This window comes from Devosia sp., from assembly GCF_039927955.1.
In the GTDB taxonomy this organism is placed as follows: Bacteria; Pseudomonadota; Alphaproteobacteria; order Rhizobiales; family Devosiaceae; genus Devosia.
The window spans coordinates 1-19,445 of record NZ_JBDSUA010000010.1; the positions used below are offsets into that span (position 1 = coordinate 1).

Sequence of the window (19,445 nt, forward strand, 5' to 3'; positions counted from 1 at the left end):
TTGCCCACTCGCCGATGTCGGCGAAGGCGTCGAGCTGGCGGAAGCTCTCGAGGTGCTGGAATTCGATTTGGACGACGTCGGGCAGGCCGCTGCCCGCCTGCAGGCCCGCACGGACCGCCTGATACTCCGGGTCGCCCTGGCCGGCATTGACGAGTTCGATCTGGATGCCCGGATGCGCGGCGTTGAACATGTCCACCTGAAGCTGGAGATCCGGCACCCACGACCACAGCACCACCTTGACTGGGTCGGCACCGCGAACTGCCGCCGGCAGGGCCGCTAACGCAACGCTTGCACCCGCAACTTTCAAGAAGTCACGGCGCTCCATCGTCCGCCCAAGCGGATTGAAACTCTTCGTCATTGAAGTCCTCCCCTCGAAAGATACGCTCTCGCACGATGCAAGGCGCATTTTTTCTTTCAGTTAGAAACTTAATACTGACATTGAGTTGCTGTCAATCGCGATCGATTGAACTTTAGTCGGCCATCACGAGGCTGTCGGCAGGGTTGAGCGTTGTCGCATCGAGCACCAGGCGCACCGCTCCAAGCACGATGTCGCGGTGCCCCAGCGCGCCTATCACGAGGCGTGGCGGGTCGTACACATTGCCCTTGAGGCGATGCCGCAGCACATCGAGCACCAGATCACCGCCGCCCACGATCCGGCCCGCCAGGACGATGATCTCGGGATTCATGAACGCAGCAACACTGCCCACCGCCATCGTCGCATAGTCGAGCAGTTCGGCCACGACTGGCGCGATTTTGCCCGCCTGCCGGTCGGTGACGGCAGCCAGGGTGAGCTTCCCCGCCGCATACTGCGTGTTGGCCTCTTCAAGCATCTTGGTCGCCTGTTCGGGGATGCCGAAAAAGCGCAGCGATTGCTTATCGCCCAGATGTTCGAACGGCCGCCCGGTGAGGTGGGGGTCATCGAGATACCAGCCGAGCTCGCCCGCTGCATGCGAGTGCCCGCCATAAAGCTTGCCGTCGATCACGACGCCCGCGCCGGCACCGGGCCCGATCGAGAGGCTCACGACGCTGTCGGCGCCACGCCCGGCCCCGAATCCCCATTCGCCCACGGCGGCCAGGTTGCGCCCGTTCTCGACAAAGACCGGCACATCGAATTTCTCGCTCAGCAATTTCCGAAGCGGAAAGTCGCGCCATCCAAGGCCCAGGGTGAGCACGACTTCGCCAGCGGGCTGTTTGACGATCGAGGGAACACCGATGCCGATGCCGCGAATTGTTTGGCCAGCCGGACGTGGCGCCCGCATTAGCCGCTCGACAAGGGAGGTGATCTTTTGAAGATTGCGTTCGCCATCATCGTCGGCCGTCTCGTGCATCTCGGTCTGCACGACGCCTTCCAGATTTGCGACCGCACCGTAGAATTCACCCTTGCCCGCTTCAATGCCGATAATGGCATGCGATGCGCCGCGGAACTTGACGCGTGCACGAGGGCGTCCCCGGACACTGGCCTCGTCAAACCCGTCATATGCCACCAGATCCTCGGCAATCAGATCTTCGATCACTCGCATCACGGTCGGAATGCTGATGTTCAATCGCGCGGCAAGGCTCGAAGGTGATGCCACTCCTTCCGTCCGGATCACGTCGACGACCGCCGATCGGTTCAGTCGGCGCAGAAGGCTGGATGTCGTGGGCTGGCGCTTCATGTACGGACCAGTGTGTGAGGGCCGGCTGCCCGGCAACGAGCGACGGCATAGACCAGAACGGAACCTGAGTCCGCCTTTTTCTGAAGACGCTCGACGCTGAGGGCTGAATGCAACTCAAGTGGCCGGTCGATAGCCGTGCTTTGTGCCGGCTTCGGGGGGCGCAAGATGCGGTCGTTATGGACCGACGAACGGCAGCTTTCGAGAATTCCAGGATCGGCTCCGAACGACAGGAATGGGGTCGGCTGCCGCCGCACCGAGGCAAAACCCGGACTTGGTCCGGGCGTAATTGATGGGAACAGCAATGCGTGCAACGTCAGAATTGTCCAGCGTGATGGCACATAAACGCCCATGATTGTGGGGCCGCGGGGCTAGCATGATGGCCAAAGCGAGTGGGCGGAAGAGCACCAGTCCTTTGCGCGAATTCATGTGCCCAACAGATCGCCGTTTCGGTTCATGGGTTCCACTGCCGTACTACCCCGACGCGCCGCCAAGCTTGTTGTACTGGTCAATTAGCGCCCTCACCTTTCAGGACCTCATGGATATTGCTAACTCGTTTTCTGCGAAAGGTTGAGCGCGGGTATGGCGGCTGGCTGATCAATGCAATTCAAATAACAAACGTTAAACGGGAATTAACGCCAGTCGTGAGATGCTGTTCGTTTCATTGAACCAGTCCGGATCGTGCAGCCCATGCAGCACAAACCGCTTCCGTCTCAAACTTTCCCTGCTGGCGATCCGCTGCTCACCGCCGCGCTTGCGAGCATGCCCTATGGCTTTTCCATCTGGAGTGAGGATAGGCGGCTGATCTTATTTAATCAGCATTATCTCGACATGTATCGCTTTCCATCCGAGCGTGTAAGGGTCGGGATGTCCCTGCTCGACATCTGCAAGTTGACCGTCGAACTCGGCAACCATCCCGATATGACAGTAGAAACCCTGCACGCTCTCTATCTGCAACGTCAGGATCAATGCTCCAATCCGGCCATTCCGCTGCGCTCACAAAAGCCAATCCGCGGCCGGGTCGTCAAGACGACTCATATCTGCAGGCCCGGCCTGGGCTGGATGGTGACTCATGAGGATGTGACCGAGGAGGTCGAGCAGCAACGGATCGCGGACCAGCGCGAGAAATCGCTCGACACCCAGAACCTCCGGTTCAGGGCAGCCGTCGACAATATGCGGCAGGGCCTGTGTATGTTCGACGCGGATGAGCGCTTGGTCATCTGCAACCAGACCTATATCGAACTCTACAACCTGCCGCCGGAGTTGGCCCGCACCGGCGCGCGCCACATCGATATCGTCAATTACCGCTCTGAGCATGGCATGCGTCCGGTCAACGGCGCCCAGAGTTTCATGGCGCAACACTGGCAGTTGCAGGAGGGCGAGGAATCGCGGACCGTCCTGGTCGAACTCGCCAATGGCAAGCTCATCTCCATTCATCATGAACCCATGGCCGACGGCGGCTGGGTGGCGACCCACTATGACGTGACCGACGAGGTCCAACGCGTCGCCGCGCTTGAAACCCGCGAGCGCGAACTGGCGCTGCAGAACCTGCGCTTCGATGCCGCCGTCAACAATATGAGCCAGGGCCTCTGCATGTTCGACCGGCAGGAGCGCCTGGTGATCTGCAACGAGCCCTATGCCGCCATCTACCACCTGCCGCGCGAACTGACGGCGCCCGGCACCACGCTGTCGGAAATTCTCGCCCATCGGCTGGCGCACGGCATCGTGCCGGTTGGCGGCCGCGAGGCCTATATGGCCAGCCGCAAGCAACTCGTCGTCGGCGCAACCCATGCCAAAGAGGTCGTCGAATTCGAGGACGGGCGCGCTATCTGCGTCCACCATCACCCCATGGCCGACGGCGGCTGGGTCAGCACCCACGAAGACATCACCGAGCAGCGCAAGATCGAAGCACGCGTGCAGCATCTGGCACGGCACGATGCCCTCACCGACCTGCCCAACCGCGCCCTCTTCCGCGAGGAGATGGACAAGCTCGAGACGCGAATCCAGCGCAACGAAGCAGTCGCGGTGCTCTGCCTTGATCTCGACCATTTCAAGGCCATCAACGATACGCTGGGCCATGCGACCGGTGACGAAGTGCTGGTCAATGTGGGCAAGCGTCTGCAGCAGGTCTGCCGCGACACTGATATCGTTGCCCGCCTGGGTGGTGACGAATTCGCCATCCTGGTGCACAAGTTGGAAAACCCGATGCACGCGGCCGCTCTTGCCAGCCGGATCGTCAAGTTGGTGGCCGAGCCGATGCAGGCCGGCGGCCACCAGGTCGTGATCGGCACCAGCGTTGGCATCGCCATGGCACCGGGCGACGGGCAGAATGCCGAAACCCTGCTCAGAAACGCCGATACAGCGCTTTACCGCGCCAAAAGCGAGGGGCGCGGCAACTACCACTTCTTCGAGAAGGGCATGGACGAGGCGCTGCAACACCGGCGTATGTTGGAACAGGGCCTCAAGGTAGCGCTCGCCCGTGGCGAGTTCCGGCTGGTGTACCAGCCGCTGATGGATCTTGAACAGAACCGGATTTGCTGCCTCGAGGCGCTGTTACGCTGGGATCATCCGGAGCGCGGTCTGATCTCGCCGATGGAATTCATCCCGGTCGCCGAGGAAACCGGTGTCATCACCGCTATTGGGGAATGGGTATTGCGGGAGGCCTGCAAGGCTGCGACCGCCTGGCCCGATTATGTCCGCGTCGCAGTCAATCTCTCCCCGGTTCAGTTCAAGAATCGCGGTCTGGTAGACCAGGTGGTCTCCGCCTTGAACGATGCCAGCCTGCCAGCAAACCGCCTCGAACTTGAAATCACGGAATCGCTCCTGCTCGCCGATACCGAACTCACGCTTCAGACTCTGCATCGGTTTCGCGAGCTGGGCGTGCGCATCTCGATGGACGATTTCGGCACCGGTTATTCCTCGCTGAGCTATCTGCGCAGCTTCCCCTTCGACAAGATCAAGATCGACCGTTCCTTTATGAAGGACGTGGGCGAGCAAAAAGATTCGATGGCCATCATCAAGGCGGTGATTGGGCTGGGCAGGAGCCTTGGCATGTCGACCACTGCCGAGGGTATCGAAACAGAAGAGCAACTCGCTGCCATACGCGAGGAGGGCTGTGATGAGGCCCAAGGCTTCCTCTTTTCGCCTCCGCTACCAGCAAGCAGCGTCAACGCCTTGTTTGGCAATGGGGGCGCCTTAACCACGCGGCAGCGGAAGCTCGGCTAGCGGATAAGGCCCACCGGCACTCGTGAGCTCGAAGCTGTCCGTCGTCAGGCCATCTGGCGCATTTTGGGTCGCGAATTAGCGGAGTATCGGCCCGTCATTGGGTTGAGCCCGTTGTCGCGACGAATGCCCACTGGCCCCTTGGCAGCTCTCGAGGCCATTTAGGCCCTTGGTGACAACGAATGCGCATACCAAAAGCTGGCGTTTCTCGACTAGTCTTGCCGGACGCCATCAAGAAGCAGCAATGCGAGGTCGGCGCCTTTTCTGGTCATAGCCCCAGCCACCGCACTCGACAGAAAAAGACAACCAATGTGTCTATTTCATTGACATCGACAACCTGGGTGTCTATTTCAATTGGACAATCAAGTTGTCTGTAGGTCCTTGTTCATGACACTCGCTCCCACTCCCGGCATCGCCCACCATACCGTGGCGCTCAATGGCACCAATCTGCACTACGTTTCCGCCGGCCTTGCGGGAACACCGATCCTGTTGGTGCATGGATGGCCCGAAACCTGGTGGGCCTTTCACAAGGTCATTGCAATATTGGCGAAATCTCACCGTGTCCTTGCCGTGGATCTTCGCGGCTTTGGGGCATCCGACACCGCTCACCCCGGCGACACCACTGCCACCATGGTTGAAGACCTGCATGCGCTCATCGGTCACCTTGGTCTTGGTCCAGTCCATCTGGCAGCTCAGGATTTTTCTGGTCCGCTTGCTTTTCGTCTGGCGGCGACTCGCCCGGAAGACGTGCTGAGTTTCATTGCCGTGGAGACTAGCCTGCCTGGTTTTGGGCTAGAAAAATTGAGCCACCCGACGCTCGCCTGGTATTTTGGCACTCTGGCAAAGCAGGGTGCTGCCGGACGCTTCTTCAAGGGCCGCGAGACGGAACTGCTGACCGAGTTTATTTTCACGCCGCCCATGACAACCTCGACCGCCATAGGAGCCAGCGATATCGCCGAATTCATCCGTGGCTATGAAAGAGCTGGCGGCTGGAACGGCGCACAGATCATCTACAACAGCAACCTGCGTGAGGCAGAACACTATGCGGCTCTGGTCGCCGCTCGTCCGCTGGCGATGCCGGCGCTGGCAATCGACCGGCAGGGTTCCGATTTTACTGCCAAGTCATTTGCGCCGGCCGTGCCGGGCAAGCTGAAGACCCAGATGATCTCAGACACCGGTCACTATGTCGCTATGGAGGCCCCTGTTGCCCTTGCTTCGACAATGCTGGCGTTCATGAGTGACGTCGACCAGGCGAGCTGATTGGCGGATGTCAGGGCGGTTCCTTATTTTGGCTGGGGCCAGCCGGCGCATTCTTGCCTGACGAACCCCGACCATAAGAAGCATGCGTTTGGCCTCGATCGTTCGATCCATCCCGATCTCGTGTCGACCAATGCATGCGGCAAGGGTGTTGTTCCCCGATTGAGACCACCCAAGAGCAGACTTAGGCGTCGTGGTCAGAGGCGGCTCTACCTAGAGCTGCTGTTCCATCGCCAGAGAGTCTCAGCGGAGCAGCAGATCGATAGCGAGTGCGAGGCGCTGTAAATATTCGGCCCGGCTACTGACCTGATATTTGATCCCGATAGATGTGCTGATCATGGTCTGTGCGAGGGGGGCAGCAATCTTCTTATCGGGCTCTTTTGCACCTGCGGCGATCGCGCTGGTGACTAGCTCCGCGAAACGACGCGGTAACGCTTCGACAAGCTCCCCGAGCAAATCGGGGTTCTCATCGATCAACGCAGCGATCTCCCTGGTCACCGGGCCGACATAGCGGCCGGCCCATTGTCCGAAGGCATCCAGCAGTCGGTCGCGAATTGGAAGGTTGGACCGACCCAGGATCCGCTCTACTTCATTGATGTCCTCTTCTAGAGCTCGCGCCACTGCGGCCCGAAAGAGATCTTCCTTCGAGGCGAACAGAAAGTAGAGGCCGGGTCGGGAGATGCGTGCCGCCTGAGCGACCGCTTCCATTGATGTCTTCCGATAGCCGAACCGAGCAAACGTACCGAGCGCCGACTCTAAAACAGCAACGCGGCGATCACTGCTGATGGTGGTTTGTGTCCCCTGTCGAATCTCGCTTGTCATGATCGAAAGGCTAGATGAGAAGAACATACTTTACAAGATAGGTACAGTCTGCCTAGTTAAGAAATGACCTCTTCCAACCTGATCACGACGTCCTTCAATGCCACCAGTACCGCCGATGACGTGGTGCGTGGTATCGACCTGCGGGGCTTGCTCGCAATCGTCACAGGCTCCTCCTCCGGAATAGGCACCGAAACGGCCCGTGCCCTGACCGGAGCCGGTGCCGAGGTGACCTTGGCTGTGCGCAACATCGATGCGGGCAACGCTGCGGCTGAGCAGATCAGGCGATCGACCGGCTCAATCGGGCCTCGCGTCGTTTGGCTCGACCTCGCCAATAGAAAATCTGTTACCGACTTTATCCATGGATGGAGCGGCTCGCTTCACCTCCTGATCAACAATGCCGGTCTGGTTACCAGCGGCCTCGAACGCACTGCGGAAGGATGGGAGCTGCAGTTCGCGACCAACCATCTCGGCCATTTCGGCCTCGCCATCGGGCTTCACGATGCCCTTGCAAGCGGCGCCGAAGAGCGCGGCGAGGCTAGGATCGTTTCGCTTAGCTCGACAGCTCACATGCGATCTGGGGTCGATTTCGATGATCTCCATTTCGAGCGTCGCCCCTACGACCCTCAGATCGCCTACGCACAGTCGAAGACCGCGAACTCGCTCTTCGCCGTCGAAGCGACACGGCGGTGGGCATCCGACGGGATCGTTTCAAATGCGGTCAATCCCGGCGGCGTCGCAACCGGGCTCCAGCGCAACTTTTCGCCCAAACAGAGAGAGTCGCTTGATGCTGCCGCGGCAGCCGGCGTTTTCAGATACAAGACGATCGAGCAGGGCGCTGCCACAAGTCTTGCCGCTGCAGTCGCACCCGAATTCGCCCACACCGGGGGGCACTATCTCGACGACTGCCGCGAAGCGTACACGGTGCCGAATGACGCAGACCTCGCTCAGCATCCCCACGGCGTCAAACAATGGGCCCTTGACCCCGCGATCGCGGAACGGCTGTGGAAGGTATCGACCGACCTCATAGGCGACTAATCTAGAACCTTAGCCATTGAAGGCCCGCTTCAAGGGTTGTACGCCACGGCAATATGGCCGTGATCGGAAGCTGGCCACCCCTGATATGCAACAGCTCATCAAAGCCTTCAACACGATAGAAGCGACCCATCTTCAACCGGGCGCCGAGGCGGCGGGCTCCGCGGACCGTATCGCTCTGGCGGTGGCGGGCGATGACATCGGGACCGAGTCCAAGGCCATGGCGCTGATCGACTGGATCGGTTTCGACGCCGTGGACGGCGGCACGATCGCCGAATCCTGGCGTCAGCAACCGGGTTCCCCGGGCTATCTCAAGGACTATGGCGTCCAGGGGGTTCGTAGCGCGCTCGCCGAGGCGAATCCCGAACGTCAACCCGAGTGGCGCGCCACGCCCAACAGCCCCGGCACATATGACTCGCCGGCTTAGGCGCCCTTGTTCCGCCAGCATCGGCTTCGCTCGCTGACGATCAAGGAGCCGATGCAACCCTGGCTGAATAGCCTTCCTGGCCGCGACGACCATGGCGACTTGCGCGCCCGCCACGGCGCGGCAAGCTCGTCGGCACGTGTCGCCAGCCAGGACTGGTGGTCCCCACACCCTGCCAGGTTCTCAGTCCATGCCGACCCACCTTGCCGCGGCCTCCGCCGTATCCTGGGGACGGGTGTTAAACGCGATGGCCGCCTTTGGTGCGCCCTGGTGGATGGCGTTTACGACCCGCTCGAAGAACGGCAACCCCTTGGGTGGGAGGCGCAGGCCGCCACCGATCACGACGCAATCATAAGCTACCCTTGCGAGCTGCGCGGCCAATGCTGCGATGCCGGTGTCATCGGGAGCGATCATGCAGATGTCGGCGGCCCAACCGCGCTCGGTCATGGCCGTTTCCGCGATGTTGATGCCTGGATTTTTTCAGCATCGAAGCCCGGTGGCAGGGAGGGATCGGAAAAGTCGACGGTTTCCGGCTTCTGCCCAACAAACAATACACGTGTCATAATCAAGCTCCTTTGATTGCGTTGGCGGGGGCGGCGTCATCGAGCCGCTGGCGCAGGAATTCCCCGATGGCGTTTACGGACTGCTCGGACGCCACAAACTGGCCGAGGGAGGACTGGAAGACATGCGCCATGCCCTCCCAAACCGATAGCGTGATCTCCACGCCTGCTGCTTGCGCCTTTTCTGCATAGCGGACGGAATCAGAGAGCAGCACTTCGTTGTCACCGACATCGATGCGGATCGGTGGCAGGCCGTTGAGTTGAGCATAAAGCGGCGATGCCTTGGGAAGCGTCGCATCCTGGCCTTGCAGGTACATGTCGGAAAAGGCCTTGAGCACGTCGCGCGTGAAGATCGGGTCTGCCTCGGCCCGGGTCTGGAAGCTCTCGCCGGCGAGCGCCAGATCGGTTAGCGGCGACATGACCGCTGCACCGGCTGGTTGAACCACGCCGCTTCTCTTGTCGGCGGCAAGGATCGACAGCAGCGCCAGAGTGAGGCCGCCGCCCGCCGAGTCGCCCACCACGACGATCCGTTCTGCGCCCTCAGCGACCAGGCCGTGATAGGAGGCAACCGCGTCGTCGATCGCTGCCGGGTAGGGATGTTCTGGCGCTAGCCGGTAATCAGGAATGAAAGCATCGGCGCCGGCGCGCATGGCAATCTGGCCCACAAAGCTGGTAAACGACTGCGCTGAACCGAGCACGTAGCCGCCGCCGTGAATATAGAGCACGCGGACGCCCGGTCGTGCCCCTGCCGGCCGAACCCAGAAGCCCGAAATGCCGCCGACCGTCGCGGCCTCGACCCGGACATCCGCCGCAGCGGGCGTTGCGGCAAACATACCGTCGAACATCGGCCGGGCCTCCGGGCCGAGCTTGTCGCCCTTATGGGCCGCCGTGGCCTGCCGCATCGCGGCGACCGCGGGAGCATCTTGAGGCGAGAGGGGCTGGATCGTGATCATGGCAGGTCTCCTGTGTTGAGGTGGGTAAAGTGGGGTTCAGCTTTTCGCCCACTGGGCGGCGGCATCCCTGGCAAAGGCGGCATAGGAGCGCGGGGCGTGGCCGAGCAGTTTGGTCAGGCGCTCGATGTCGTCAGCGGACGCCACCGCGCCTTCGGTCTGATAGCGGCCGAACATCAGGCGCAGGTCCAGCGCATGCCAGGCGGGCAGCATAGTCTTGGTGCGCTGCTCCATGATGACAAGATCGTCGCCACCATGGCGGATCGGGCGGCCGAGGGCTTCGCTCCAGATGGTGGCGATCCCCTCGCCGGTCAGGCTGTCCGGGCCAACCAGGGCGTAGGTCTCGCGGGCGAGCGGCGTCGGTGCCTGCTCACGGCGAACCAGCTCGATCGCGGCGGCCTCGCCAATGTCGCGGACATCGACCATCGAGATGCCTTTGTCGCCGATCGGCGAACCATAGACGCCGCCCTTCAGCAGCCCGTCCTTCTGGCGAAGATCGTTCTGGATGAAGTAGGCGGGCCGCAAAATGGTCGCCGGCAGGTCGAGTGCCTCGATCATGCGCTCGACCGTGTACTTGCCGGCAAAATGTGGCACGTCGGCATAGGCGTCGCCGCCAAACACCGAGAGATAGACCACGCCCTTGACGCCGGCCTCGCGGGCGACGGTCAGCGTCAGCATGGTCTGGGTCAGTTCATCGGCAACATTGGGGGCGAGCAGGAACAGTGTGCTGACGCCCTGCAGCGCCGCGCGCACCGAATCCGGATCGGCGAGATCGCCGCGGACCGCCGTCACGCCGGCGGGAAACTGTGCAGTCTCGGGTGAGCGCGTCAAGGCGCGGACATCGACGTGGCGATTTTGCAGGTGGGCCAGGACCTGTGCCCCAATGGTTCCTGTGCTGCCGGTAACGAGAATGGTCATGTCGAAATCTCCTTCGATTGATGCGGGTTGCATCTCTTGAGGACGAAGATAGCCGTTTCATTATCGTTTAGAAGATGCCAGTATCGAGATCGTGCGTCTCAAATACGGAACACTCTGATGGACCTTCAGGCTCTGTCCGACTTCGACCTCGTCGCTGCTCATGGTGGGTTTGGCCGCGCTGCCCGCGTCTCCGGCCGTTCGAAAGCCACGCTGTCGCGGCGGGTCGCCGAACTCGAACAGAGCCTTGGCGTGCGGCTCATCGAGCGCGGGTCCCAGAGCCTGCGATTGACCGATGAAGGACGGGGGCTTCATCAGCGCACACACGGGCTGCTGAGTGAGATCGCCGAAGCCGGAGAGGCGGTGGTTCTTGGAGCGTCGACGCCGAGAGGCAGGCTGCGAGTCAGTGCGCCAGTCGTTTTCGCACATGTCGCGCTGCCCCGGATCGGCGCCCGATTTGCTCTGGCCTATCCGGAAGTCCAGCTCGAGATCGTTGCCGAGGACCGCAAGGTCGATCCGGTTGAAGATGGCTATGATCTGATCATCCGCATCGACCCTTCGCCGGATGAACGCCTTGTCGGTCGCCGTTTCCTCAACGATGAACGCCTGATCGTCGCGCCACCCGGCATGCCGCGCCCCACGTCGGGCATTAATAGAGACGGGTTTTCGGTGAAAGCTGTCCTGCTTTCTGCAACAGCGCCGGGGGCGATCTGGCGAGTGAGCTCCGGGGCGGGGGCGGACATCGTCCTGCGGCCGGAGCCGGTCATACGCCTGTCTTCGCTCCTTATGGTCCGCGATGCCGTGCTGGCGGGCGCCGGCGCGGCCTTGCTGCCCAAGCTCCTCGTTGCCGACGACATTGAGGCCGGCAGGCTTGCCTATTGGGGAACGCATGCCGGTCCGCCCGTCGAGATTTGGGCCTTGCAGAGTTCACGCCGCCTGATCGGCGCCAAGGTCCGCGCATTCCTCGACCTGGTCGAGAATGCGTTTCCGGAGAAGCTCTTCGTCGCGCCGTCATTGTGAGCGGCAACGAGGTTGCCTCGCAATCCTCGCGTTCTGAGCCACAACCATTTTAAGGCATGCCCTACTGGCGCATCCAGGTTTAGTCGCGCCAGAGACCCTGCGGAATGGCCTGCTGCCTAAGCAATCGGCAAGTGGTCTCTTCAAAGACCAGTCAAAGGCAAAGACTGAGCCCCACCTCGCCATTCGCGTCAGGACGGTTACGGACTAGTCGCCGCTCTGCGGACCAACAGCGTCGCACCACGATCTGGTGCATCGGCCGTCAGATTACCGACCGCCGATGCGCCGGAACTGTTCATTTACCGGGGGCCTGCTATCTTCAATATAAGACGTTATTGTCGGGCAGGCGTGCTCGTCCCAGGGAATTCCTAATGGACGATTTTGGTTTCGACGATACTGGCGCACTTGATGCGGCAAAACTCACGCAGCGTTCGCTGATCGATACGCAAAATCAGCTGGGTTCGATGCTGGATGTGATGCCGATCGGTCTGCTGATTCACACCGAACAAGGCGTGCTGTTCGCCAATCGCGAGGCCTGCCGGCTGCTCGAGGTCGACAAGGGCCAGGTGGTTGGCCACCACATCCTCGACTATATCCGGTCAACCGATATCGATGGCGTTTCTGCACAACTCAGCGGCTCGTTCAGCGGTGGCGGAACCACGTTCGAGAATGAAAGCGTCCTGCAACGTCCCGATGGCAGCCACCGGCTGATCAAACTGATCTCGGGCCGGCTGCCGTGGGACGGAAATCCGGTCATTCAAATCCTGATGCAGGATATTACCGAGCAGAAGCGGGCGGAGACCTCGCTGCGACAACTCACGATTACCGACGAGTTGACCGGGGCCTATAACCGGCGGCATGCGCTTTACGAGGCGGCGCTGTACACGTCCGCCGATACCAAAAGCACGGTGCCGCTCAGCGTGGTGATGCTGGATATCGATCATTTCAAACGCGTCAACGACACCTATGGGCATGGCGTCGGCGATACGGCGCTCAAGCGGCTGGCGCGGCTGGCCTTTGACTATATGCCAACCATCGACGGGACAGATTCGGCGCTGTTTGCCCGCATCGGTGGCGAAGAATTCCTGATGCTGCTGCCGGGGCTGACCGCAGCCCAGGCCGAGGTTGTGGCAGAGCGCTTCCGGCGCGCCGTCCAGAAGCTCGAAATCAAGCTGCCCGATTGCACGCTCAAATTTACCATCTCGCTGGGGGTGGCGCAGTTTTGCGAAAGTGACGGGAATTTCGACAAGCTGCTGTCGCGCGCCGATCAGGCGCTTTACGAGGCCAAGGCCTCTGGACGCAACGCGGTGCGGAACGCCGGCTAGCGCTGGCCGGTTCGGTGCCGCCTGCGGGTGCGCTCAGGCGTCCGGCGCTAGGCGATAGCCGACGCCGGCTTCGTTGCGGATCAGGCTGGGATGGGCCGGGTCCGGTTCGAGTTTGGCGCGAAGCTGGCCGACCAGGACGCGCAGATATTGCACGTCCTCTACATGCGCGGGTCCCCAGATCTGGATCAGGATCTGCCGATGAGTCATCATCCGTCCGGCATTTTGCGCAAGCAGCACCAGCAGATCGAACTCCTTGGGCGTCAGGTGAATATCCTGCCCGGCGCGCGACACGCGATGCTGGCGTGTGTCGATCAACACGTCGGCAAAGGCCAGCGTTGACGTGGCGGGGATTGCCGCATGCAGGCGCAAGGCATTGCGGATACGGGCCAGCAGTTCGCCGATACCGAAGGGCTTTTCAACATAGTCATTGGCGCCCAGATCGAGCGCGTCGATCTTTTCGCTTTCCCTGTCGCGGGCTGAAAGGACGATGATCGGTATCTGCGACCAGGCGCGGACGGCCGCGATGACTTCCTTGCCATCGCCATCGGGCAGGCCCAGATCGAGCACCACCACATCGGGCGAGCGGGTGACGATCAGCCGTTTGGCCTCGGCCACGGTGGTCGCCTCGATCATCTCATAGTCGACTGCTGCCAGAGCCGGGCGCAGGAAGCGCTGGATCTGGGGTTCGTCATCGACAACGAGGATGCGCGGTTTACTCAATCGGCTCTCCAGCCAGCGGCAGGCGAATGGTAAAGCGTGTACCACGTTTGCGCGCCGCTGGGCTTTCCGCCTTGATGGTGCCGCCCATCGCCTGGACGAAGCCGCGGGCGATGGAGAGGCCAAGCCCGGTCCCGGCAGCGCGGCCATCGCCCTTGGCCCGGCGATAGAATTTTTCAAAGATCGCTTCGAGTTCGTCCTGGGGAATGCCCTTGCCCTGGTCGGTGATGCTGATGCTGGCCAGGCCAGCGCCGGTGCGGACATAGACCGCGATGGGGCCATCCTTGCCGGCATATTTGCGGGCATTGTCGAGCAGGTTGAACAGCACCTGTTCGAGCATGGCCGCATCGCCCAGAGCCGGTTTCAGGCCAGCGGCGAGGCTGAGGTCGATGGCGATATCGGGATGAACCGCCTTGGCGCGCGCCATGGCGCCAGCAATGACGGCGCCCAGGTCGATCGGATCGCGGCGCAGCCTGATCAGGCCCGATTCCAGCCGGGTCATATCGAACAGGTTGCCGACGAAGCGGTTGAGGCGGCCGGTTTCTTCCTCGATCGACAGCAGCAGGTCGTCGCGGCTGGCGGCGGGAATTTTATCGCCCAGCTGGCGTAGCGTGGTGATGGCGCCGGTGATCGAGGCCAGCGGCGTGCGCAGGTCATGCGACAGCGATGACAGCAGCGCCGATTGCAGCTTTTCGCCTTCGCGGGCGATGGCGGCGCGGGCATTGTCGCGCACCAGCCGGGCGCGGTCGATGGCGATCGCCGCCTGTTCGAGCGAGGCGGTCAGTTGTCGGTCCTCGTCAACGGACAGCGCGCCGATTGCTGGATCGATGGCAATGCCGACCACGCCGACCAGGCGCTGGCCGGAGCGGATCGGGGTGAAAACCAGCGGCACCTGCGGCAGCGTGCCGGTGCCGAAGCCTGCGGCTTCCTTCTTGTCCCAGGCCCAGCGGGCAGCCGTCATCGCGGTCGGGTCAAGTTCGATATCGGGCGGCCAGGCCGCCTGGATCGCGAGGTCCTGCGCGTCGTCAGGCGCCAGCACGACCACGGAGCGGTTGAGCGCGGCATGCAAATGGCTTGCCGTAGCGATCATCACATTGTCCAGCCCATAGGCCGCCGACAGCCGCCGCGAAAAGTCATAGAGATTTTGAGTGTTCCGCATCGACTGGCGGGCGTGCTGCATCTGCTGGCTCAGGCGCGCGGCGAGGGTGCCGGTGGCCCCCGCCACGGCGACGAAGATCAGCAGCGACAGGATTTCATTGGGCCGCGCCACGGTGAGGGTGAACAGCGGTTCGATGAAGAAGAAGTTATAGGCCACAAACGACAGACCGGCGGCGAGCAGCGCCCCGATCAGGCCCGATGACATGGCTGAGATTACCACGGCGAGCAGGAACAGGATCGAGAGATTCTGGAGCGCCAGCACCTGCGTCAGCCCGCGCCCGATGCCCACGATGGCAGCGACCGAGAGCACCGGAACAGCAATCGTGGTCAGCCATTCGGGCATCGAGCGGGGTCGCAGCAGGTTCCGTGGCGCGGATTTTTCCGCCTCGCCGGGCACGAGATAAACCCCGATATCGCCAGCGGAGCGGAGCAGTTCATTGGGCAACGAGCGGAAAGACCAGCGCGTCAACACCCCCGATTTCGGGCGGCCGATGACGATCTGGGTGATGTGTTCCTTGCGCGCCAGCCGGATGATTTCAGCAACATAATCGTCGCTGGTCAGGCGGCGGATTTCAGCACCCAGCCGCTCGGCCAGCGCCAGGGTAGTTTCCAGCCGGGCCGACCGTTCGGCGTTGAGCGTGGCATTGCTGGCGCGACCGAGCGACACTACCAGCCAGCGGGCATTGAGCCCGGTCGCGAGGCGGGCGGCGGTGCGCACCACATTGGCCGAAAGCTGGTCCGGCCCGACGCAGACCAGCAGGCGTTCAGCGGTCGCCCAGGGGCCATCCACCGCCTGCTGGCGCAGGATATCGGTCATCTGGTCATCGACCCGGTCGGCCGCCCGGCGCAGTGCCAGTTCGCGCAGGGCGGTGAGGTTAGCGGGTTTGAAGAAACCGTCGGCGGCGCGCTTGGCATTGCCGGGCAGATAGACCTTGCCCTCATTGAGCCGGGCGATCAGTTCGGCCGGCGGCAGATCGACCAGCAGCACTTCGTGGGCGTGTTGCAGCACCAGGTCGGGTACGGTTTCGCGCACCGGCACCCCGGTCAGTGTCGTCACCAGTTCGGCGAGGCTTTCAAGGTGTTGCACGTTGAGTGCAGTCCACACCTCGATCCCGGCATCGATCAGCTCGGCGATATCCTGATAGCGCTTGGGATGGCGCGAGCCGGCGCCGTTGGAATGGGCCAGTTCATCGACAATGATGATCCGGGGTTTCCGCACCAGCGCCGCATCCAGATCGAACTCGCCATAGGCATCGCCATCATGGGGGCCGGGCCGACGCGGCAGCGTCTCAAGGCCATCGAGCAATTGCGCGGTTTCGCTGCGGCCATGGGTTTCCACCAGTCCCACGACGATATCGACGCCCTCGGCACGCAGGCGCTGGGCGCGGGCCAGCATCGCATAGGTCTTGCCGACGCCCGGCGCCGCGCCGAGGAAAATGGTCAGCTTGCCCCGACCCTCGCCGCCGGCCAATTGCAGCAGCGCGGTTGGATCGGGCCTTGAAAGTTCAGTCGGCCGGGCCATCGTCGTCCTATTGCCTCGTCAAATCGTCCAGCGCCAGATTGAGGGCGAGGACATTGACGCGCGGTTCGCCGAATATACCCAGCAATGGCAGGCTGGTGCCAGTGGTCACCAGCTTGGTGATCGCGGCTGGATCAAGTCCACGCGCTTTGGCAACGCGGTCGATCTGCAGCGCCGCAAAGGCCGGAGAGATATCTGGATCAAGGCCTGAACCCGACGTGGTTACCGCATCGGCCGGGACCGGCGTGGTTTGACCCAGTGCCGCGGTCGAACCGGCAATACGCTCCAGCATCGCCTTGGAGGTCGGCGCATAGTTGGACCCGCTTGATGCGCCAGCATTATACGGGTCCGGCCCGGTGGCCGATGGGCGCGACCAGAAGTATTTGGCGCTGGTAAAATTCTGCCCGATCAGGGCAGAGCCGACCAATTTGCCGTCGCGCTCGACGGGGCTGCCCTTGGCCGCCTGCGGAAACAGCGCACCGGCAGCGCCGGTGATGGCCAGCGGATAGGCAAGGCCGGTAACGACAGTGAGGATGACAGTAATTGCTAGAGCAGGTCGAAGTTGATTGAGCATTTTGGGCTCCATTAATGAGGTCTGATGCTGCGGCGGTAGGTGAGGATGCGGCGACCGAAGGGTGCTATCGACGGGCATCGAACCCCTCACCCTGATTTTCTGCTGAACGCAGAAAATCTGTCCCTCTCTCAAGGGGCGAGGGGAAGCAGCACTTGGGGAGGCGCACGGTTCCCTTCTCCCCCTGAGGGAGAAGGTGCCCAAAGGGCGGATGAGGGGTTCTTTTGCAGTCGTGGCATCAGATAATCCCCAACCCGGTCACTGCCATATCGATCAGCTTGATCCCGACAAACGGCGCCACCAGGCCACCCAACCCGAAGATCAAAAGGTTGCGTGACAGCAGCGCCGCCGCGCCGACCGGGCGGTATTTGACCCCGCGCAAAGCCAGCGGGATCAGCGCGATGATGATCAGGGCATTGAAGATCACCGCCGACAGGATCGCCGATTGCGACGAGTGCAGGCCCATGATGTTGAGCGCGCCAAGCTGGGGATAGGTCACCAAGAACAAAGCCGGGATGATGGCGAAATACTTGGCCACGTCGTTGGCGATGGAAAAGGTGGTCAGCGAGCCGCGGGTCATCAGGATCTGTTTGCCGATCTCGACGATCTCGATGAGCTTGGTGGGGCTGGAATCCAGATCCACCATATTGCCCGCCTCGCGCGCCGCTTGCGTGCCGGTCTGCATGGCGACGCCAACGTCAGCTTGCGCCAGAGCGGGGGCATCATTGGTGCCGTCGCCGCACATGGCGATCAGCCGACCGCCGACCTGTTCCTTGCGGATATAGTCGAGTTTCTGTTCCGGGGTGGCTTCGGCGATGAAATCGTCGACGCCGGCTTCCGAGGCGATGGCGGCAGCGGTGATCGGGTTATCGCCGGTGACCATCACGGTCTTGATGCCCATGGCGCGCAGGGCGGCAAAGCGCTCCTTGATGCCGGGTTTGACCACATCCTTGAGATGCACGACGCCAAGCAGCCGGCTGCTATCGGCAACGCCCAGCGGGGTGCCGCCGGAGCGGCCGACCCGCTCGACAGCGGTGATGAACTCGCGTGGTGCATCGGCGCGGGTCAACCCCGCGAACTTGAGCACCGAGTCGATGGCGCCCTTGCGGATCTGGCGGCCATCGATGTCGATGCCGGAGATGCGGGTCTGCGCGGTGAACGGGATGGAGGTGGTCTTGGTCCCGGCCATGATCGGTTCGCTGAGCCCGAAATCGAGCTTCGCCAAAGCCACGATGGAGCGGCCCTCGGCAGTTTCGTCAGCCAGGCTGGCCAGCAGCACCGCCTCGGCCAGTTCGCGTTCGGAGACCCCGGCGACCGGAAGGAATTCGGTGGCGAGGCGATTGCCGAAAGTGATGGTGCCGGTCTTGTCGAGCAGCAGCGTATCGACGTCGCCGGCCGCTTCCACCGCGCGACCGGAGGTGGCGATGACGTTGAAGCGGATCAGCCGATCCATGCCGGCAATGCCGATGGCCGAGAGCAGCCCGCCAATGGTGGTGGGGATCAGCGTCACCAGCAGCGCCGCGAGCACAACCACGGACAGGTCGGTGCCCGAATAGGCGGCGAGGCCATAAAGCGTCACCACGGCGATCAGGAACACCAGCGTCAGCCCCGATAACAGAATCGACAGCGCGATCTCGTTGGGGGTTTTTTGCCGTTTTGCGCCTTCGATCAAAGCGATCATGCGGTCGACGAAGGTTTCGCCCGGCTTGGTGGTGATGCGGATGCGCAGCCAGTCCGAGATCACCTGGGTGCCGCCCGTGACCGCCGAGCGGTCGCCGCCGCTTTCGCGGATCACCGGGGCCGATTCACCGGTAATGGCGCTTTCATTGACCGAGGCGACACCGGCGATGATTTCCCCGTCGCCGGGGATCAGGTCGTTGGTTTGCACCAGCACAATGTCGCCGACGCGCAGATCGGTGGCCGGCACCAGTTCAGTCGCGTCATTGCCGGGCTGCTGGGGAAACAGCAGGCGTTTGGCGAACAGGTCGGATTTGGCGCGTTTGAGGCTATCGGCCTGCGCCTTGCCGCGCCCCTCGGCGACCGCTTCGGCAAAGGTGGCGAACAGCACGGTGAACCACAGCCAGATGGCGATCTGGCCGGAGAATGCCGGCGTGCCGGAACGGCTGACCAGTTCCTGCAACCACAGGAGGGTGACCAGAGCCGCGACGATTTCGGTGACGAAGATCACCGGATTGCGCAGCAATTGGCGGGGATCGAGCTTGATGAAGGCATCGCGCAGCGCCGGCACCAGAATGGCCGGATCGAGCAGGGCAGTGGCCTTGGCAGGACTATTGGACATGATGG

16 protein-coding genes are annotated in these 19,445 nt (G+C 62.3%); 6 read left to right on the forward strand and 10 right to left on the reverse strand.

Features of this window, described 5'->3' with window-relative positions; translation table 11 throughout:
- Positions 1–358, reverse strand: a 358-nt coding sequence (locus ABIT12_RS04275) for a twin-arginine translocation signal domain-containing protein (protein ID WP_348042188.1), incomplete at its 3' end; no start/stop codon positions are given.
- Between the two features lie 112 nt (positions 359–470).
- Positions 471–1,655, reverse strand: a complete 1,185-nt coding sequence (locus ABIT12_RS04280; RefSeq protein ID WP_348042189.1) for an ROK family protein — start codon at positions 1,653–1,655, stop codon at positions 471–473.
- Between the two features lie 687 nt (positions 1,656–2,342).
- On the opposite strand from ABIT12_RS04280, the gene ABIT12_RS04285 reads away from it, so the two are divergent.
- Both ABIT12_RS04285 and ABIT12_RS04290 read left to right on the forward strand, forming a co-directional pair.
- On the forward strand, positions 2,343–4,877 hold the full coding sequence (locus ABIT12_RS04285; RefSeq protein ID WP_348042190.1) for a PAS-domain containing protein: 2,535 nt from the start codon (positions 2,343–2,345) through the stop codon (positions 4,875–4,877).
- A 423-nt stretch (positions 4,878–5,300) separates the two neighbouring features.
- A complete protein-coding gene (locus ABIT12_RS04290; RefSeq protein WP_348063296.1) occupies positions 5,301–6,134 on the forward strand; it encodes an alpha/beta hydrolase in 834 nt (277 codons plus the stop codon).
- 240 nt (positions 6,135–6,374) lie between these two features.
- Here the strand turns inward: ABIT12_RS04290 and ABIT12_RS04295 are convergent, their stop codons facing one another.
- Entirely contained in the window at positions 6,375–6,953 is a 579-nt protein-coding gene (locus ABIT12_RS04295; protein ID WP_348042192.1) for a TetR/AcrR family transcriptional regulator, read from the reverse strand.
- A 63-nt stretch (positions 6,954–7,016) separates the two neighbouring features.
- On the opposite strand from ABIT12_RS04295, the gene ABIT12_RS04300 reads away from it, so the two are divergent.
- Both ABIT12_RS04300 and ABIT12_RS04305 read left to right on the forward strand, forming a co-directional pair.
- The gene (locus ABIT12_RS04300; protein WP_348042193.1) at positions 7,017–7,988 is read left to right on the forward strand and encodes an SDR family NAD(P)-dependent oxidoreductase; all 972 of its coding nucleotides are present in this window, start codon (positions 7,017–7,019) and stop codon (positions 7,986–7,988) included.
- Positions 7,989–8,004: 16 nt separating this feature from the next.
- Positions 8,005–8,412 (forward strand): hypothetical protein, encoded by a 408-nt coding sequence (locus ABIT12_RS04305; protein ID WP_348042194.1) that lies wholly within the window; start codon positions 8,005–8,007, stop codon positions 8,410–8,412.
- Positions 8,413–8,592: 180 nt separating this feature from the next.
- Here the strand turns inward: ABIT12_RS04305 and ABIT12_RS04310 are convergent, their stop codons facing one another.
- The 3 genes from ABIT12_RS04310 to ABIT12_RS04320 all read right to left on the reverse strand — a co-directional run bounded on the left by ABIT12_RS04310 (position 8,593) and on the right by ABIT12_RS04320 (position 10,837).
- On the reverse strand, positions 8,593–8,856 hold the full coding sequence (locus ABIT12_RS04310; RefSeq protein WP_348042195.1) for a hypothetical protein: 264 nt from the start codon (positions 8,854–8,856) through the stop codon (positions 8,593–8,595).
- A 118-nt stretch (positions 8,857–8,974) separates the two neighbouring features.
- Positions 8,975–9,922, reverse strand: a complete 948-nt coding sequence (locus tag ABIT12_RS04315) for an alpha/beta hydrolase (RefSeq protein ID WP_348042196.1) — start codon at positions 9,920–9,922, stop codon at positions 8,975–8,977.
- A gap of 36 nt (positions 9,923–9,958) precedes the next feature.
- Positions 9,959–10,837, reverse strand: a complete 879-nt coding sequence (locus ABIT12_RS04320) for an NmrA/HSCARG family protein (protein ID WP_348042197.1) — start codon at positions 10,835–10,837, stop codon at positions 9,959–9,961.
- A gap of 117 nt (positions 10,838–10,954) precedes the next feature.
- Here ABIT12_RS04320 and ABIT12_RS04325 point away from each other — a divergent pair, with 117 nt between their 5' ends.
- Both ABIT12_RS04325 and ABIT12_RS04330 read left to right on the forward strand, forming a co-directional pair.
- Entirely contained in the window at positions 10,955–11,854 is a 900-nt protein-coding gene (locus tag ABIT12_RS04325) for a LysR family transcriptional regulator (RefSeq protein ID WP_348042198.1), read from the forward strand.
- Positions 11,855–12,222: 368 nt separating this feature from the next.
- On the forward strand, positions 12,223–13,176 hold the full coding sequence (locus tag ABIT12_RS04330) for a sensor domain-containing diguanylate cyclase (RefSeq protein ID WP_348042199.1): 954 nt from the start codon (positions 12,223–12,225) through the stop codon (positions 13,174–13,176).
- A 33-nt stretch (positions 13,177–13,209) separates the two neighbouring features.
- On the opposite strand, the gene ABIT12_RS04335 is transcribed toward ABIT12_RS04330, so the two are convergent.
- The 4 genes from ABIT12_RS04335 to kdpB form a co-directional block, all read right to left on the reverse strand.
- Positions 13,210–13,896, reverse strand: coding sequence for a response regulator (locus ABIT12_RS04335; protein ID WP_348042200.1), 687 nt, complete (start codon positions 13,894–13,896; stop codon positions 13,210–13,212).
- Positions 13,889–16,573, reverse strand: coding sequence for a sensor histidine kinase KdpD (locus ABIT12_RS04340; protein ID WP_348042201.1), 2,685 nt, complete (start codon positions 16,571–16,573; stop codon positions 13,889–13,891). The genes ABIT12_RS04335 and ABIT12_RS04340 overlap by 8 nt, the downstream gene beginning before the upstream one ends.
- A gap of 7 nt (positions 16,574–16,580) precedes the next feature.
- Positions 16,581–17,144: a potassium-transporting ATPase subunit KdpC gene (gene kdpC / locus ABIT12_RS04345; protein ID WP_348042202.1), complete on the reverse strand. Its 564-nt coding sequence runs from the start codon at positions 17,142–17,144 to the stop codon at positions 16,581–16,583.
- Positions 17,145–17,379: 235 nt separating this feature from the next.
- Positions 17,380–19,440: a potassium-transporting ATPase subunit KdpB gene (gene kdpB / locus ABIT12_RS04350; protein ID WP_348042203.1), complete on the reverse strand. Its 2,061-nt coding sequence runs from the start codon at positions 19,438–19,440 to the stop codon at positions 17,380–17,382.
- Positions 19,441–19,445 lie beyond the last annotated feature (5 nt).